Here is a 17,369-nt window from a genome sequence, read left to right on the forward strand (position 1 = left end):
TGGCTGCCATCACGGCCCGTTGTCCTTCCAACCTGCTCATGCCAGACCAACGAACCACCGAGCGGAAAGCTACGAGTTAAAGATCTGCACGCCCTTACTGATTGTTTCAGAATGAGATCGGTGTGGTGGCTTGGCAGTTGGGTGTTGTGTCGGCAGGATCTGGTGGGTGTCTGCTGATCTTGTGCCTGATGACCTGTGGGAACGCATAGCCCCGCTGTTGCCGGTTCGACCGCCTCGTTTGCACCGGTATCTGGGGCGGTTGCCGGCCGATGACCGTGCTGCTCTGCGGGGCATTGTGTACGTGTTGCTCAAGAGATTGAGCTGGCGGGATTCCCGCGGATCTGGTGGGCTGCAGCGGGGTGCCTGGGTCGATGGCGGCTTCGAGTCGATGGAGGAAGGCGGTGAAGGTGGCCGCGTTGTTCCGGGTGATGATCTCGGTGAGAACCTCGCCGCTTCGCACATCCATTGCCGCGACAAGGGAGACGGTGCCGTGCCGGCGGTACTCGAACTCCTGCCGGGCCGCCCGTCCGGGCCTGGGCGCCTGCCCCGCGTATCGTCGGGATCGCGCGGCGATGGCGGTCTTCTCGTCGATGGACAGCACCACCGCACCATGAGGAGCGACGAGGTACAAGTCGCAGACGTCGACGGCCCGCTGCCAGAAGGTTGGGGTGTCCCGGCGGGTGAGCCAGCCCCGCACCCGGTGCGGTTTCAGGTCCAGGTCCGCCAGGATCCGGCCGACCTGGGACGGCGAGATCGCGGCGAAGACGGTGCCCGCCACCTGAGCGGCGATCCTGCGGTGCGACCACGTCGACTCCGGATGCGGGGGCGCGCTGGTGGCTGCGGCAACCACGGCGACCCGCACCTGCGGCCCGTAGACACGAGGCCGACCAGACCGCTTCGCGTCGGCCAGAGCTGCCAGGCCACGGGCGGCGAACCGGCCCCGCCACTTGCGCACGGTGTTGACGCTGACCTTCAGCTTGTGTGCGATGGCGACGTTGGCCAGTCCGTCGGCTGCCGCGAGGACGATTCTAGCCCGTAGAACCTGCCGGACCTGCGCGGTCACGGACGCGGCGAGCTGCCCAAGGCGCGCTCGCACCGGCTCGGCAAGTTCCACCACAACGGCCTTCGGAATCGCCTTGGTCGCGCAGGGCATAGCACTCTCCTGGCTGCGCGGGGCCTGCTGTTCTGGGGGCTATGCGAGGGTTGCGAGCGGGGATCGCGGTTCTCGACCCAGGAGTTGACGCAGGTCACTACCGGTGCGGGACATGAAACCGGCAGCGATGGCGGAGTAGGTACCCACCAGCATCGGCACCTGGAAAAGTTCGGCGCCGGAGGCGGCAATGCGCGCGCGGGCCTTGCCGAGTGTCTCCGGCTGATAGGTGACGTGCGGTCCGTGTGCGCGGGCCAGGTCGGCGCCGCCGATCGCCTGCTCGCCGACGAGTTCATAGATGCGTCCCGCATGAGCGAGTGCCTCCACCGCCACCCGTACCGCGGCGTCGGCCAGATCCGCCCGCGCAACGGCTGCCAGACGGCCCTCGCCGAGCGGGGCAGTAATCCGCCCGTCTTCCGACGGCGCCGCGAGCCAGGCCAGCAACTCCGCGTAGAGACCGTTGCGCAGAATCGTCCAGCCCGGTGAACACCTGCAGCCAGTACTTCGCGCCCTCGCCGCCGTCGCCGGCCCAGATGCCGAGGATGTCCCGGGTGCCCTCGACGGTGACGGCCATGACGACGTAGACGGACCGGTTCGCGACCTTCCCGTCCCTGATCTTCACGTTGATGGCATCCACGAACAGAACCGGGTAGACGCGGTCGAGCGGCCGGTTCTGCCATTCGGCCATGCCCTCCATCAACTGGTCAGTGATGGTGGAGATGGTCTGCTTGGAGACCTCGGCGCCATAGATCTCGGCCAGGTGCGCGGAAATCTCCCCATCGGTGAGGCCCTTCGCGGACAGCGACAGCACCATCTCGTCCACGCCCGTCAGCCGACGCTGCCGCTTGCGCACGATCTGCGGCTCGAAGCTGCCCTCCACGTCCCGGGGCACCTTGACCTCGACCGGCCCGACGTCGGTCAGCACGGTCTTCGCCCGGGTCCCGTTGCGGCTGTTGCCGCTGTTCTTCCCCGCCGGATCGTGCTTGTCATAGCCGAGGTGATCGGTGATCTCGCCGTCCAGAGCGGACTCCAGCACCCGCTTGGTCAACTGCTGCAGCAGTCCGCCCGCACCGGTCAGTTGCATGCCCTCACTCCGGGCCCGGTCGACCAGCATCGCGATCAACTGCTCGTCCGACGTGGCGGCACCGACCGGCTCAGCCACGGACTCGTGCTCGATCGTCATCTCACTCACTTGCGTCTCCATGATCAACAGATCCGCCGTTTATTAGACACTCCCCGCCGGCCCGGCCAGCGAGCCACCGAGTGAGAAACGTGCAAGACGAGCGTGAGCGGGGGAAAGGGCGAGGTGAGCTCAGACCACGAGCTGCCTCGTCAGTCCTCTCCGGTAATCCAGCCCCGTGCGACAGCTCGGCTGCCGGCTTGGAAACGGCTGCGCGCTCCCAGGGCTTCCATGAGTTCCGCTGCTATGCGGCGGGCGGTCCGGGATGAAACACCAAGTCGCTTCGCTATGGCTTCGTCAGTAAGCCCTTGGCCGAGGAGCTGAAGCATGGCGTATTCCTGGCCAGTAAGCCCGCGCTCGTCGCGTCTGCTTACGGCAGACTCAACAAAGGGCGTAGCCGTGGACCAGAAGGTGTCAAACAGGGCACACATAGCTGCCAGGGCACCGTCACCAGTGAGTTCGAGCGCACCGAGGCTTGAATCACCGTGTGTGGGTATGACTGCTATCTCGCGATCAAGGACGATCATTCGAATAGGTAGGGCTGCTACTGTCCGGACTTCTGCCCCGAGCTCTGTCAGCCATGAAACATAGTCAAGAGTCGGACGGTGATTGCGGACGCTGTCGAGATAGATGGTCCGCATGCGCACGCCGCGGTCGAGCAGGACTCGGTCCTGGGGCTTGGCGGCTTCCATATTCGCGGCGCTCTGGCCTCCACCAGGGGCGAAAGTCATGACCTCGGTTGTGACTTTGGTGCACAGTAACTGAATGTGCTGACGGATCTCGTCGAGCCCTTGCAGCTGCTTGACGCCTTGGCGGCTGCATCGCGCACGCTGCGCGGTGAAGTCTGCAATGAGCTGGGCTGCTGCGATTCGGGACTGCTCCGTTCGCTGCTGTTCCTGGGCAAGTCGTTCCTGCTGGCGGGCCAGAAGGATCTGCACTCCGATGTCGGGTGCGACTGCGCGGTACGAATCGGGTTCTGCAGTAGAACGCCGTACCAGTGCCAGCGCGTGGAGTTGGTCTAGCGCGAGGCGCAACACGTCTGCGGGCATGTTGAGGCGATCGCTGATGCTGGCGAGGTTGTCGCTTGGCAGGTCCAACATTGCCCGATAGACGCTCTCGGACGCTTCATCCAGCCCCAATGCCTGCAGCATCGCGCTCTCCCCGAAAAAGTTTTGTGCGCTTGACCATAATTGATCACCGGTGGCTCGCTACGGCGGGGCCCGTGACTAGCCATTCGTTGCCCCGGGGGGATGGCCGGTTCAGGCTGCGGCATAAAGCGTCCACGTTTGTACCCTGTTGCACCGCCTTGGGAAGCAGCAGGGTGTTCGCGTGCATCTCATCCACGTCCGTCTCACGGGACCGGGCGACAACAGTCTGCCCCAGGATCTCCTTGATGTCCTGCGACAGCAGATGGAGGAAGCGGTAGAACACATCAGCCTTGCGAAGGATCCAACGGGTCGGCCCGTACTCGGCCTCTTCGTGACTGCGGGCTCGGTTAGCGAGGCGGAATCCGTTGCGCGAGCCGTCGTGGAACGCGGCCTGAGCGCGATGGAGCCGCCTTGCGCCGTGAGTGTGAGTAGCAGCCGCGCGGCACTCGTTGCAGAGTTCTTCGATCGCCTCGTGGCGCAGGCCGCCCAGGTGGACTCTCTGTGCCATGTCCGGATGATGCCATTGGACAACTCTGGATCTTGCGAACCAAACAAGGAAAGCTTTTAGCTGTCGACAGGAGCAGCGCTCTTCGAAGCGCCCCTGCACCGCATCGGCTTCGGTCGGGGCGACTCCGGAACCCCTTTACTGAAGGAGTTTGGCATGCACAAAACCACTGGCCGCTTGATGGCCATGCTCGTTTGCTCCGTGGCCCCCCTTTTCTGGGCTCAGACCGCCGTTGCCGACACCAACGGTGGAACCGCCGCGATGTCGACTAACACAACGGGCTGGGAGTAGCCGGCACCCAGCGCAGCACGGGAGGCTGCATGGGTGGGAGACGAACAACGAGGAGTGTGCAGCAATGTATCGAGTAGGCGTGTTGCACAGTCATCCGCTGATCGCCTGGGCTGTGGACCGAGCTCTGGCGACTGTTCCTGATCTTGAGGTCAATGTCCTGGAGGCGCAGGAACAGGCCGAGCCACCGACCGAGTTGACCGCTTTCTCTCTCGATGTGCTGGTGACGGACCGCATGCCAGGAGCGGCACAGTTGGTCAGGCCTCTTGCTTCGCGCATTCTGCTCATGACCCCCGCGCCGGCGGCACGGCTCGTGCCGGGGGTCGATAGCTGCCTGTGGGACCGTATGTCTCCGAACGACCTCGCTCGAGCTGTGCACGCTGCGGCTCTCGACGTCCGCCCGTCCGTCCACCCCGCCCCTGCCGTGTCTGTGCGAGTCGAGCTGTCGCAGCGTGAACAGCAGTGCCTCGACTTTATCGCTGCGGGTCTGACACACGGGCAGACTGCACGGCGTCTGGGGATCAGCCAGCACACTGTCGATACGTACGTGAAGCGCATCCGCAGCAAGCTGGGAGTCGGCAATAAGGCGGAGCTTGCCCGTCTTGCCTTGTCACGGTGATACTGCTGACGACTCATGCCGGGTGGTAGTTGCTCATTTCGATCGTGCGGTCGACGTCCACCGCGTCGGCGAGGCGCCGGTCGTGTGTGACCAGGAGGAGCGTTCCGGTATAGCTGCACAGCGCATGCTCGAGTTGCTCTACAGCTTCGATGTCCAGGTGGTTTGTGGGCTCGTCCAGGATGAGACAGTTGACTCCGCGGGCTTGCAGGAGTGCCAGGCCGGCACGGGTGCGTTCGCCGGGCGACAGCGACGATGAAGGGCGCAGGGCGCGGTCCTGCGACAGCCGGAACTTGGCCAGTAGCGTGCGGGTCTCGGTGGTGTGCAGGCCTGCTGCCTCGCCGACGATGTCGACGGTGGAGCGGGAGGAGTCGAGCAGGGCCCGGGTCTGGTCGACTTCGCCCAGACGGACGGCCGGACTGATGTCCTGATTCCCGGCGGACAGTGTCAGCCGACCGAGCAGGGCGCTGAGCAGCGTCGTTTTGCCGCTTCCGTTGGCGCCGGCGATGCGCAGCCGCTCGCCGAAGCTGACGTCCAGATCGATGGGGCCGAGCCGGAAGTCACCACGCTGGACGACAGCTTGCTGTAGCGAGACGGCCGTACCCGACGACGTCCCTGTCCCGGCGATCGAGAATTGGAGGCGCCATGCTTCGCGGACCTGCTCGGGAGCATCGGCGTCCAGCCGCTGCACGGCACGGTCCGCTTTCGCCGCGGCGGCACCGGTGTTCTGTGCTCCGGCGAGGCGTGAGGCCTTGCGGAATTTGTCGCCGTCAGGCTGGTGTCGCGGGTTGACTGCCCGTGCTGCGCCCTGGCGGGCCCACTCCCGCTGGGTGCGTGCCGTGCTGCTGAGCTGCTGCCGTGTCTGTTCGTAGGTGGTGTAGGCGTCGACGGCGCGCTGGCGTGCGGCAGTGCGTTCAATGACGAAGCTGTCCCAGCCCCCGCTGTATTCGGTGGTGCGGCGGGTGAACTCGTCCAGTTCCACGATCCGGTCCACGGTGGCGGCAAGGAAGGCGCGGTCGTGGCTGATCAGAACGATGCCGGCCGGACTGCGGCGCACATGGTGCTCCAGGCGGGCCAGGCCGTCATGATCGAGGTCGTTGGTGGGTTCGTCCAGGAGCAGGATGTCGGGCTGGGCCAGCAGGACCGCGGCCAGTGCCAGTCGCGCGCGTTGGCCGCCCGACAGTTCTGAGGTGGCCTTGGCGTTCAGGTCCAGGCCCAGGTCGGCTGCAACGTCCTGTGCGCGTTGGGGGAGATCCGCGCCGCCGAGGGCGAGCCAGCGGTCCCATGCCTCTGCGTAGGAATCGTCCGCACCGGGCAGTTGCTGCTCGAGCTGCGCCGTCGCAGCATCCAGTGCTTCCTGGGCAAATGCCACGCCGGTGCGTCGGTCCAGATAGTCGCTCAGTGTCTCTCCGTCGCGCATGTCGCGCTCCTGGGCAAGACGGATGACGTTGGCCGTCAGGGGGGCGCGGGTGACCGTTCCGCTGTCGGCTAGAAGGTCTCCGCTGGCAATACGCAGCAGCGTGGACTTCCCGGTGCCGTTGGGGGCGATGATCCCTACACGGTCCCGGGCTCCGACGGATAGGTCTACTCCGTCCAGGACGGTAACGCCCCCGTAGGCGTGGGTGATGCCGGTGCAGCGTAGCTGGGACACAGGTTGAGCCTCTCCTCACGTGTTTGCGGTCAGGGCAGCGCCCTGCCCGACGTTGTCTTCGCCCTTGGGAGCCGCAAGCTGGACGGCGCCGGGGACGGCTAGCACCGCGTAGGTGGAGGTGAGCAGAACGATGACGGCGAGGACGGCGAAAGGGGTGAAGCCCATGAGTTCGACGAGCAGGGGTGCTGCAGCGAGGCCGATGGGCTGCAGGCCGAAGCTGGCGAGGGCTTCCAGGGCGAACACGCGGCCCTGGACGTGGTTGGGGAATTCGTTCTGAAGGGAGCTGTACCAGAGGACCATGAAGCAGCCCACGCCCACGGAGCTGGTCGCGACCGCGGCGCAAAATCCCCACAGTGGCACGTCCAGCGCGAGGCACACAGGGGTCATGAGGCACGGGGCGAGCGCGTTCATGGCCCAGAGGCCCGGGCGGGGCGAGGTGATCTTGGCTCCGAGGACGGAGCCAACGACGGAACCGACGAAGGTGGCGGCGCTGACCCAGCCGAACGCCTCAATACCGTAGCGCTGCTGGCTGACCATGGGGACGAGCACGTAGTTGGGGCCGAAGAGGAAGAAAACTTGGGCTGTGCCTTGCAGCATCACCGCAGCGACCCATGGGCGGCGCCGGACTTCGACGAGGCCTGTGCGTGCCTCGGTGAAGACGGCCCGCAGCCCCTGTTCGGGAACGTCGGCTGTCAGGCGGATGCGGGGCAGACGCAGCCAGATCAGAGTGACGAGACTGATGGCAAAGGTCGCCAGGTCGATGAGCAGGGTCCGTGGTGGGGATACGCCCGACAGAAGCACGCCGGCGAGCAGTGCTCCGATGAGGCCGCCCACACGTTTGGTGGATGCGTCGAACGCGTTGGCTTGCGGCCGTAGTTCCTCGCTGACGACCTGGGCGAGGGCGGCCCGGTGTGCCGGTTCGTAGAGCGCCGCACCTGCTCCGGTGAGGGCTGCGGCTATGAGCAGGGGGGCTACGGGGCCGTGCGAGGCGAACAGGAGGAACCCGCCGACGCCGATGATGCGGAAGACGTCGGCGACTGCCATGAGGAGACTGCGTGAGTAGCGGTCGGCGACGACTCCGCCGAGGAGGAGAAGGACTCCCATCACAGCGGATTCAACGGCCAGGAGAAGGCCGAACATACCTGCGCCGCGAGTGGGGACGACGAGTGCTGGCAGCACCACGACGGTCACTTGGTTGCCAAGGGTGCTCGTTGCCTGGCCGAGCCAGAACATCCGGTAGCGACGGTCGCGAATCAAGGCCCGCACACCGGGTTTCGTCATTGGCATATCCAATCGTGTCCCGCAGGCGCTAGGGCAGTTCGACTTTAGCCAAGAGGGTGGGGCCACAGCGAGTCGATATCAACGTCTCCTAGCAGCGCCCGGATTCTGGTGCGGAAGGCTTCGGACGGGGTACCGAATTCGACTGTGAGAAGGTGCTGGGAAGTTGCCCTGGCGATCTTCCAAGAGGTCTCGTCGGGTCCCTGCGCGGACAGATCTTGTACTTCGACGACGCGGTGGAGGCTGTCGAGCGCCGTCGGTTTTGTGAACAGGGGGCGCTCGGCGGCCCCGTCGGTGAGGAAGCGTGTGGTGGTGCTGGGAACCTGTTCCTGTGCGAAGTAGGCTTCATGCTCCCAGGGCTCGGTGATGATGTCCGCTACCGGGTTGCGCGCGGTGAAGACGGATGTCTTGCGCAGGATGAGACGGTAGAACAGCGCTTTGGCAATCTCTCTCAGCGCGCGCGAGGCAGCTTCTGTCTCGTCGGCGCCCGCGCCGGACGCCGTAATGATTCCTCCGTGTTCGTCGCTGTGTACGACCGCCATCGCCGCGCTCACGCCGTAGAGGGGATCGGCAATGTCGAGGAGGGTGAGCTTGGCATTGGCCGAGCGGCACAGGCTCAGGACCGCCGAGGCTAGTGGGGTGTCGGGGACGTGTAGTCGCACTGGAGAGGCCTGCAGGAACCAGGTGCGCAGGTAGCAGTGGCGTTCGTACAGCTCGAGGGTGGCGGCGTCGGTGGCAGCGCTGGTGCGGGTGTGGGCGGCCATTCCGTTGCTGTTGCCGAGCCGCTGGGTGGCGCGGACCAAGGTAAGCCTTTCGGCCAGTTCTCCGCGTGCACGAAGGCGGGCGCCGTCGATGGTGGTGTCAACGCCGAAGCCGCCTTCTCGCTGGTCCTTCACCTTTGCCCCGAACGCCTGCGCGTAGTACAGCGGCTGTTTGTTGACCAGGGTGCAGCGGACCTCCTCGGCCTCGACCCAGTCGTCCCGATTCTCGCGGGGCAGGGCGCCGACCGCGCACAGGGGTATCCAGCCGGACGGTAGGTTCAGATGAGCTGCCATCGCCGCGTCGTCGAATCCTCCGAACGGGCGTGTGTCGGCGCCCGAGTGCCCCAAGGTCTGGATCAGGATCTGGGCGGCGTGCCCGGCCTCGATGAGCGCGTAGCGGTAGCCGCGCGAACCATATTTGGAGGTCGTGTCGGCGATGTCCGCGACGAGCCAGAAGCGGGTGGGCACCGCTGCTAACGTCGGGTCCAGTTTCAGCGACCTTGTTTGCGCATCCGTCAACGCTTGCGTCCAGGTGTGCAGTGCGCCGCGGTCAGGGTCGAATGCAGTCAGCCCGCTGTGCTTTTCGTGCACTTGCTCGGCGATCAGGCGTACGGGATAGAGGCCGCCGGCTGAGGGGTACAGCCGCGTGTCCGGGTCGTGCAACGTGCGCATCACCGAGGTGAGGGTCTGCGCGTCGAGGGACTGTGCTCGGGGACCGTCGAAGGGAGCAAAGCTTGGGCGGCGTCGCAGGGGCAGAGGTAGGTCGACCCCGCCGGACGTGCTGCCCGGCAGGAACCGGGCTGTTCGTGCACGGCTTTGGTAGGTCATCAGGTCGTCCGGGCTGTACGCGAGTCCGCGGTTGAGCGGTATGGACGCTTCGGTGTGGACGCGCAGAGCCTGCAGGTGGGCGGGGTGAGCGGCGGCTGTGACGAGGTCGTGCTGGCGCAGGAACCTCAGGGTCTCGTCGGATATGTCACCGGGCTGCAGCGGACGCTTGGCCATTTGTAGAAGCGATTTTCTGAGTTTGGTGTCAGGGACCCGCACACGTGCGCGCACGTGCGCGGATTCGAAGGTGAGATTGTCACCATCGGCAATGACTGATACGCCTGACGAATACCCGAGAAACTCGTGTTGCTTCACATCTCATCCCTACGGCGATCGCGAGAGCGAGGTAAAGAGGAAGGAGGGGCCCGCTACTGCACCTGCTGCGGGGACTCGCAGCGGGCCACTTCTTGTTGCTGATTACTGGCAGCGCGAGTTGGCCGGAGGGGCTACCTCGCTGATGTCGAAGTGCTCGATCTCCTCGACAATAATCTCGGAGTTGTTCAGATCGGCGCCCTTGGGGGTCTGTTCCATGAGATTCTCCTCAATTCGAGGTCACGTTCTGTGGTGACCAGCTGTTTGCCGGTCTGGCGACCGGCGAGACACACTCGATCACCTTCACACAGGGAACGTCAATTGCTTCAGTCGTCTTAGCGTGTACCCGATCCTGGGGACTGTCCCATGGTGGGCAACCGCGCAACCATGTTCTGGCCCCGCTTGTGCGGCTCTTCGCGAGGCGCTGGTTTCCTTCCTACGTACGGGGGTTGCACCATGAAGATCACACGGGTTCAGCACACCTGCTTCGTCTTCGAGACCGCCGAGGGAAAGATGGCCGTCGACCCTGCGCTCGACTACTTCGGTAATCTGTGGAGTCCTCGCGGGAAGAACCGCCTGGCCAGCCAAATCTTGAGCGATGTGACGGCCGTCGTTATCACGCATTCCCACTGCGACCACTTTCACCCGCCGACGTTCCTTCACTTCGACAAGCAGATTCCCATCGTCATTCCAGCGGCCGACCGAGAGAGCGATTTCCCGATGGGGAAAGAGCTTACCGAGTATGGATTCAACAACGTCATCGAGCTCGACACAGGCACGAGTACGAGACTGGCCGGCCTTCAGATCACCTCCGTCTCTGCACCGGACTCGATCGAAGGGATTGTGCAGCAGTCGCTCCTCATAAACGAGGGGGCCACCCGGGTACTTCACGGCGCCGACACCCTGGAAGACTTCACCATGCTTGAGAACGTGCGCGCCCAGGGGCCCATTCGGATGGCATTGCTTCCTCTCAATTGCAGTTTGAACTACCAGAACATACGTAACCAGATGTCCCCGGGGACGTGGCTGGAAGCGGCGGCTGTTCTGCAACCCGAGGCCATGGTTCCTCTGGGAGTAAATGAGGGGCAGCGCCGCGGCGTCTCGGCCCTCGACGCTCCCTGGTTCCCCCACACCGAGTCCCTCTTCAGGGATCGGCAGCTCCTGGCCGGGCTCCCGCAAGAAACGCATCTGCTGGCTCTGGATGACGGCCAGAGTATCGTCGTCGACGAGGCGCCCTTGGACGCCCGCACACCCATCACGACGGTCGCTGAAACCCCGGACAGCGGCGCCGCCGACATCGAAACGGCGCTGGGCCGCCTGTGGTCGATCCTGCTCGACATCCACATGCGCGACAGGCACTACTTCGGCCTGGTGCGAGAGATGCCGCACGAAGCGTGGCGGGACGCATGGCTGGAATGCCGCGGCCGCCTTGAGGATCTGCTGCCCGATTGGGACACGGTCGTCTTGAACGGAGTAGAGCGGCTACCCACGGCAAGGGCGAACGCCCCGGTCCTCCGCTGGTTCCCCACCACCGTTCGATGGCTGTCCGCTCGTGGCGACGCTCCCGCTCAAACCGTCCTGGATAGCCTGTGGCTGCTGGATGACTCCATGAGCGAGAGCGACTACGCACAGGCGCTGTTCAGCTGGCTCGCGGCCCAGGTACGTTCCGACGCCACCGCTCTGTGGCACTGTCGGCTCGAGTACTCGGGCTGGCTCCAGCAGCGCCAGAAGCGCCAGCGTGCTGCGCTCCCCAACGGCTTCGACCCGGCCGCGGCTGACGACTGGTTCAAACGCCAGGCAGCCGCTGACATCCGTTCAGCAAAGCACGTCTATCCCCGCTTCCATCCCGCCTTCGGGCCCTTCGACACCGTCGAAGGGACGGAGACGGCTCAGCCTGATCCCCAGAACGCACCACTCGCCCTGCACAGCCTCCGGCGACTGGACGGGCGACTGCACTCAACAGTCCTCCGCCTGCGGAAGACGGACGCAGCCCTGGCCCGGGCGATCGTCCAGGCCAATGGAAGCGCCACCATCTCCGTACTGTGCGCGGAGACGGACGTCTCGCTGGCTGACTACGAGAACTTCTACCTAGGTCTGGTGGCCTTCGCCCCCTACTGCCTGGAACACCACTGGTATCCCAGCCAAGCCATGGTGTGGCGTCCTGATTTCCGCGCGTGAGCGACGACTGTTCCCCGCTTACCACCCACTAACGAAGGGAACGTGATGACGTCCGTCGTGCGCCAGTTGCCGCCGCGATGCCAGCCGGCTCCGGAAAGGCGCGCCAGCCTCTCCAGCCCCCGTTGCAGCAGCCCCACGGACTGATCACCCCCTGGGCCCCGATCGACCAACTGGTTCAGCATAACGACGTGCAGCTGTAGCCATCACTCCGCCCGCCACGCCGTACCCAACTGGTAAAGGTGACCTTCATGCCCTTCGGCCCCGACTACTTCGCATCTTTGCCGCGCTACGGCGTGGGACTGGGCGTGAACCCCTCGGACCTTCATCAGGTTTACCTCGACCAGGCCTCCGAGGTCGTCGACTACTTCGAGGTAACTGCCCCTGCTGTGCGGCACCAAGGGCCGGCAAATTACAAGGAGATCCAGCGTAGCCGCAGTAACCCGGCAGGATTCCGCCACATGCGTATCCCCGAGTTGGCTTCGGACCACCGTGTCCTGGTGCACAGCACGGACCTCAATCCCGTCTACCCCCATCCGGTCACGTCACAGGACCTCGGCGACCTGCGGAATCTGGTCGAACTGGCAAACGCGCCGTGGGTCACCGAGGACCTCGGCGTGTGGCTCATGAGTGAACGCCACGTCTACCCCTACTTCATGCCGTTCCCGATCACGGATGACACGCTCACAGTCGCGGTCGACAACATCCATCAGATCCACAAGGGTCTTGGCGTACCGTTCAACGCCGAATTCCCGCCGATGACGATGGTGGCCGGCGGCTTGCATGCCTTCGACTTCTTCAACGCACTGGTCACCGAGACCGGGGCGGGCATGTGCCTGGACATCGGACACGTGCTCAGCTATCAGATCGCCCGCGGTGCATCTCCCACCAGCGACTTCCACCGCCTGCCGTGGGACCACATCACAGAAATTCACGTGGCTGGCGGAGGCCTCGATCTCCACGCGCACGGATACCAGTACGACGACAGCCACGGCGATCACCCGATCGTGTCCGTCTGCTATGACATGCTCGATGAGATCGTCCGCCACGCGCCCAACCTCCGCGCGATCACTCTGGAGATCTTCGGCGCGCGTATTCCTCGCAAGGCCATGGCCAACTTGAAGGGTATTCGGGAGCGCGCCTCGGTCACCGCATGGCTGGAGGGCAACATCGAGCCACCCCGGCCACGCCCCGGCCTGGCTTATGCCAAGGAGCGGACGCGGTCAGCCGTCGTGGGGATCCACGATCTGATCCAAGGTCCCGAACCTGTCAGCGGCAGGACCCTCGCAGCGGCTGGCGAACCGTTTCTTGCAGTGTTCGCCACCAACGAGCAACAGCGATGGGAGTACGAGCGTGGACAGCGCTTGCGTCTCCACGGGACAAACGTAGCCAGCTACTACCCCCTCACCAGCCGGTGGCTGATGCACCGAGAGGAGTTGGACGAACTGCAATTCTTCGAGCGGCTGGTCCCCGACCTCGCAGGTGCCGCCACCTCTATGTGGGACAAGATCAACACGGCGTTCCACAAGCTGATCACGGAGGATGCCAAAGACCAGGTCGGCCCGGAGCTTTTGCGCGCCGAGCAGTGGATGAACGAATGTGCCCAGTCCCCAGAGACGCCGTCCTCCGCGCAGTTCAGTGTGCGGCTCCAGCGCGTGATCGAGGGACTACGCACCGGCTGCCTCGCGCCCCATCGTCTTCTGGCAGCCACCCCGTCGTCGATACGACACCTGGGGGGATGCCGTTTCGAGTCCACCGACGACATCTCCAGTGCCGTGCCGCTGAACGACCTCGAACTGCCCACCGCAGTACCTGCCCACACCGAGCCTGGTCGTGCCGCCTGCTGCACCGGGCAGTGAGGAACACCAACGCCATCAAATCGGACGACGATGAGCACCGCCGTAGGCGCTGCACTTTGGAGTTCATCACTGCCCGTTACCCGTCCGTGCTCCCGCAGCTCAGGCTGCGTTTTCGCCGTGGTAAGGATGCCGACAAACCCCTGTTCGCTACACGCTGACCCTGGCGCAGCAACACCTTTTCGGTGTGGGTGCGGTTCATAGGCCGGTAGTTGCGGGTGCTGCCGCACGCCAATGGCCTGTTTGCTTACGACGGCTGCACCGCGGTCACCCGGCATGAGCGGCTCGCCGGCCGCGGCGGATCGCGCCTGGTGCTGGATCACTCCCCGGAGGCCTGGCTGCGCAAGCCCGGCGCGTTCCCCGGCCCGACTGGCTGGACAGGCCCGCTCCAGCGTCCAGTTCCCCCATGCGTCTCGTCGGTGCAGGGGATACCCGACCCACTGAATCTGTCTATGGCGCGGCCACGGCGGAGAGCGACCGTAGCGAATTGTTCGAGCTGACGGACACGCTGCTGTGTGCTGATGGGCTGGTGACGTCCCCGGTCGATCTGACGTTGCTGGCCGAGCACCCTCGCGGGCACGGCGCGTTGTACGACGTTCTCACCGGTGCCGTGTCGATGCCGGGCGGCTGCGACAGACCCGGGCCGTGCTGCCCCAGCCTACCGCGGCCGACGGGGCGGCTCGTTCCGGCCGTGGACGTGAGCAACTGGCTGCGGCTGTCCGCGCCGACCAGCGCGGACCGGCTTTTCTGCCGTACCTACGGACGCGGCCGAAACCAGCACCTGATGATCCCAGGCTGGCCGTACTCGTTCGGCGCCGCACTGGAATCCGGCCGCACCTCCTGGTCAGCAGCTCGACGCGGTCCGCCTCGCCCTGAAGATGACGTGGCGGAGGCGGGCCGCCGTCCAGGTCCGCCGTGTGGTCGAGGACCTGATCGCAGGCGGGCAGTGGCTCGAAAGCGACCTGGACGTCTTCGACGCCCCACGTGGCTCACCTGCTGCGAGGCATGGGCTATGGAGGTGCTCGGCCGCAGCGCTCGGACCGGGTCATGCGCAAGCCCGTGCCCGTCCCTGGATCTCGCCGCCGCAGGGCGGCCGGCCGCCCAAGCACGGCAAGGAGTTCCGGTTCACGAAGTCTGAGACCTGGGGAGATCCGGCTGCGGAAACCGTGAAGGTCACCGACCGGTACAGCACCGCGCGGACGATGACCTGGGACCGTATCCGTCCCCGCCTCGCCTCCCGTTCCGCCTGGATCGACCACGACGGCGAACTCCCCCTCATCGAGGGCGCGTTGATCCGCCTGGCCGTCCGGCTCCCCGGCGGCGGAGACAGACTCGCTGCCGGAAGCGGCGGACGTGGCTGATCATCGCTGCCCACACCCAACTCGGCTCATCCGGCCCATTGCCGAAGATGTTCGACGACCATGGGAGCGGCCCACCCAGCCTGGCTCACCCGGCCTGCGTCCGCTGCGGGTTCAGGAACCTCTGCGTTCACCTGCCTTGCTCGGCCAGTGCTCCGAAACCGAGCCGTCCGGGACAGGGCGACCACTTGGCTCGAAAACGCGACCGGCACCCCGGCGATGCCGCGAGGCCGGGAGAAGCGGCGCCGGGGAAAGATGCGATCATTGGTTATGCTCCTTCATGAGCGAGGGCGCGCGGCGGCGGGGCTGTAGTGCCTGGGGAGGCTTGCGGGCCCGCCTGTCGGCGACCCACCGCGCCTGCGGTGCGCTTCGCAAACGGCTGCTCGACGCGGGTGGCTCCAGCGGTTCACGCGGGGCCGGGCTCGGGGGCTGGTGGGCGGCTTCGCTGGTGCTGCACAGCTGGTAGCCGAGGAAGTGGCCTCTATCTCAAAGACATACGTACCGTTTCCGGTGTCCACCCAGACGACGGCGGCCGCTCCATCAGCCCGGATCTCGCAGACTGTGGTGGTGTCGCCGGAGGCAGTGAAAGTGGCCTTCGTGCCGGTTTTCCCCGTGTTATGCCAGGGTCCATCGTTGGCGGCGGGCGCCGGCGAATCCATGACTATGGCACCTGTTGCGAGGACGTCGGCAGACGTCCCCAAGGCTGCCGCGCGGCTGAAGGCGCGAGCTGGCCGGCGATGATGCGGTCGCGATGAGGCCATACTCGCAGCGGACATATTCTTTCACGTCCCTACCTTCTTCCCAGAGGAACGGTGTCCGGACTGTTGATCCGTCATCTCAGCACCAGCCGTATCTCGGGCACCGTGTAGCCGAGAGGCCTCTTGACGGTCAACTGATCGCCAAGGGGCCCCTCGTCAGTGCTGGCCGGTATCACTACTCCGTAGGTTCGCTTCGCCGCTCAGCTGTCCGGAACGGAAAACGTGCTACCTCTGGTCAGTTATGCGGTGAAGTCCGTAGATCGGCAGCTGGAGTTGATTACTCTTCCGCTTTTCTCCAGGCAGACTTCGAATGTGTACGACTTATTCTCGTTGAGGTTGTATTTTCCGCCGTCCGAAGCCCGTCGGGACGAAGATCCGCCATTTCCGATGGAGTCGATGAACGAATACACGTAGGTGCCTGAATTGGTGTAAACCCTTCCTTCCACTCCATAGCCGTCCGCATGGTCGTCGTTCAACTGGACGACGTCACCGTACGGCGTGAAGGACAGCATGCCCCCGGGAGTAGCGACAATATCGCCGACGAGACCGGAGGCATTCGAATGGGCTGCTGCTCCCAGGCACATCGCCACGGATGCCCCAACCACTGCTGCTGCTCTGATAAACCGCATATTTCTCCTCTTGTATTGAGTTCACCTGGAGGAACGCCGAATATCCCCCAAGGGACGGCTGCCACCGGCCATGCCCGTCGTCCGGACCGTTTTCGATGAGGTCCATCACGACAAACCGGCCGGCCGGTGGCGACCGCTGAGATCAGCCCAGCCCAGACTTCCGCTGGAGGTGGGTTTCTCTTCTTGCCTCTTTAGTAATGCCGAATTCACCACGTCCGACAGTCACGAACAGGAACCGCGAGCCATAAGTGACACATAGTCACTAACACTGGTAATCGCCGTATTGTTCTGACAACTCGCCAGGATCGGTCGCCACACTGCAGCAACAAGCTTAGAGACTCATTCTTTCTTGGCTCTCCAGAGCCGCTCGCCGGATGCTAAGAGCTGGCCAGTGAACTCTATTGAGAGACCGTTCGTCTACGCAGCTTGGGAAAGGGTAGCCGGGCCATCGGAAGCCTACTGGATTGCTCTTAAAGAGGTCAACGTGAGTTGACAGCTGATTGCAGACGGGGCAGGTAGGGCGCCAGGAACTGAGCATCGAGCAACTGAAGACTGTAAATCTCTGCGCCACGACCATGTCGCCGGCGCCCAAGCCCAACGAACTCCCATAGCTCACATGACAATAACCATAAATACCAAGACCTTCTGGTGATGACTCTGGGAACTCGACAGGGTTGGCCATGGGAGACCCAAAGCGAAGCGGAATAGCCACACCGCTGGTGGCTTGATTGGCGAAACGGCGGGGGTCCGGCGCTCGGCGGGATCGCGGGATGTGTACCCCTAACCTCGAAGTTTCGTGACTGTCCGCCGACGAAGTCGGTGGACCGTTTTCGTTGAGTGGGTTGAGAGTGGGCAGGTTGAGGGCCCGAGTGTCGTCTC

Annotated in this window: 12 protein-coding genes and 3 pseudogenes; 7 read left to right on the forward strand and 8 right to left on the reverse strand. The window is 64.7% G+C overall.

The genetic code is table 11. From position 1 onward, the window contains the following. Positions 1–166 precede the first annotated feature (166 nt). Positions 167–362: pseudogene (locus tag AB0M87_RS32325) on the forward strand (transposase); the annotation flags it as partial. A 59-nt stretch (positions 363–421) separates the two neighbouring features. On the opposite strand, the pseudogene AB0M87_RS32330 reads toward AB0M87_RS32325, so the two are convergent. From AB0M87_RS32330 to AB0M87_RS32350, 5 genes and pseudogenes are all read right to left on the reverse strand, one after another. Then, positions 422–1,153: pseudogene (locus tag AB0M87_RS32330) on the reverse strand (IS630 family transposase); the annotation flags it as partial. Between the two features lie 39 nt (positions 1,154–1,192). Beyond that, the gene (locus tag AB0M87_RS32335; protein WP_365859343.1) at positions 1,193–1,477 is read right to left on the reverse strand and encodes a hypothetical protein; all 285 of its coding nucleotides are present in this window, start codon (positions 1,475–1,477) and stop codon (positions 1,193–1,195) included. 154 nt (positions 1,478–1,631) lie between these two features. Then, positions 1,632–2,264, reverse strand: a pseudogene (locus AB0M87_RS32340) (IS256 family transposase); the annotation flags it as partial. A 218-nt stretch (positions 2,265–2,482) separates the two neighbouring features. Beyond that, a complete protein-coding gene (locus tag AB0M87_RS32345; RefSeq protein WP_365859345.1) occupies positions 2,483–3,481 on the reverse strand; it encodes a LuxR C-terminal-related transcriptional regulator in 999 nt (332 codons plus the stop codon). A gap of 43 nt (positions 3,482–3,524) precedes the next feature. Then, positions 3,525–3,986: a hypothetical protein gene (locus AB0M87_RS32350; protein ID WP_365859347.1), complete on the reverse strand. Its 462-nt coding sequence runs from the start codon at positions 3,984–3,986 to the stop codon at positions 3,525–3,527. Between the two features lie 367 nt (positions 3,987–4,353). On the opposite strand from AB0M87_RS32350, the gene AB0M87_RS32355 reads away from it, so the two are divergent. Then, positions 4,354–4,890, forward strand: coding sequence for a LuxR C-terminal-related transcriptional regulator (locus AB0M87_RS32355; protein WP_365859349.1), 537 nt, complete (start codon positions 4,354–4,356; stop codon positions 4,888–4,890). A gap of 13 nt (positions 4,891–4,903) precedes the next feature. Here AB0M87_RS32355 and AB0M87_RS32360 read toward each other — a convergent pair whose 3' ends face one another. Genes AB0M87_RS32360 through AB0M87_RS32370 form a run of 3 tightly spaced genes read right to left on the reverse strand, consistent with a single transcriptional unit; the run spans position 4,904 to position 9,717 of the window. After that, positions 4,904–6,538: an ABC-F family ATP-binding cassette domain-containing protein gene (locus AB0M87_RS32360; protein WP_365859351.1), complete on the reverse strand. Its 1,635-nt coding sequence runs from the start codon at positions 6,536–6,538 to the stop codon at positions 4,904–4,906. A gap of 15 nt (positions 6,539–6,553) precedes the next feature. Continuing rightward, positions 6,554–7,819, reverse strand: a complete 1,266-nt coding sequence (locus AB0M87_RS32365) for an MFS transporter (RefSeq protein WP_365859353.1) — start codon at positions 7,817–7,819, stop codon at positions 6,554–6,556. A gap of 44 nt (positions 7,820–7,863) precedes the next feature. Continuing rightward, positions 7,864–9,717 carry a YcaO-like family protein gene (locus tag AB0M87_RS32370; RefSeq protein ID WP_365859355.1) on the reverse strand — a complete coding sequence of 618 codons (1,854 nt, stop codon included), beginning with the start codon at positions 9,715–9,717 and terminating at the stop codon, positions 7,864–7,866. Between the two features lie 453 nt (positions 9,718–10,170). Here AB0M87_RS32370 and AB0M87_RS32375 point away from each other — a divergent pair, with 453 nt between their 5' ends. The 5 genes from AB0M87_RS32375 to AB0M87_RS32395 all read left to right on the forward strand — a co-directional run bounded on the left by AB0M87_RS32375 (position 10,171) and on the right by AB0M87_RS32395 (position 15,569). Beyond that, positions 10,171–11,892, forward strand: coding sequence for an MBL fold metallo-hydrolase (locus AB0M87_RS32375; protein WP_365859357.1), 1,722 nt, complete (start codon positions 10,171–10,173; stop codon positions 11,890–11,892). Positions 11,893–12,140: 248 nt separating this feature from the next. Beyond that, positions 12,141–13,748, forward strand: coding sequence for a DUF692 family multinuclear iron-containing protein (locus tag AB0M87_RS32380; protein WP_365859359.1), 1,608 nt, complete (start codon positions 12,141–12,143; stop codon positions 13,746–13,748). 403 nt (positions 13,749–14,151) lie between these two features. Next, on the forward strand, positions 14,152–14,883 hold the full coding sequence (locus tag AB0M87_RS32385; protein ID WP_365859361.1) for a transposase: 732 nt from the start codon (positions 14,152–14,154) through the stop codon (positions 14,881–14,883). A 28-nt stretch (positions 14,884–14,911) separates the two neighbouring features. Further along, positions 14,912–15,106 (forward strand): hypothetical protein, encoded by a 195-nt coding sequence (locus tag AB0M87_RS32390; RefSeq protein WP_365859363.1) that lies wholly within the window; start codon positions 14,912–14,914, stop codon positions 15,104–15,106. Between the two features lie 322 nt (positions 15,107–15,428). Further along, positions 15,429–15,569, forward strand: coding sequence for a hypothetical protein (locus AB0M87_RS32395; RefSeq protein ID WP_365859365.1), 141 nt, complete (start codon positions 15,429–15,431; stop codon positions 15,567–15,569). Positions 15,570–17,369: the final 1,800 nt, after the last annotated feature.

The organism is Streptomyces sp. NPDC051320 (assembly GCF_040682175.1).
Classification (GTDB): Bacteria; Actinomycetota; Actinomycetes; order Streptomycetales; family Streptomycetaceae; genus Streptomyces.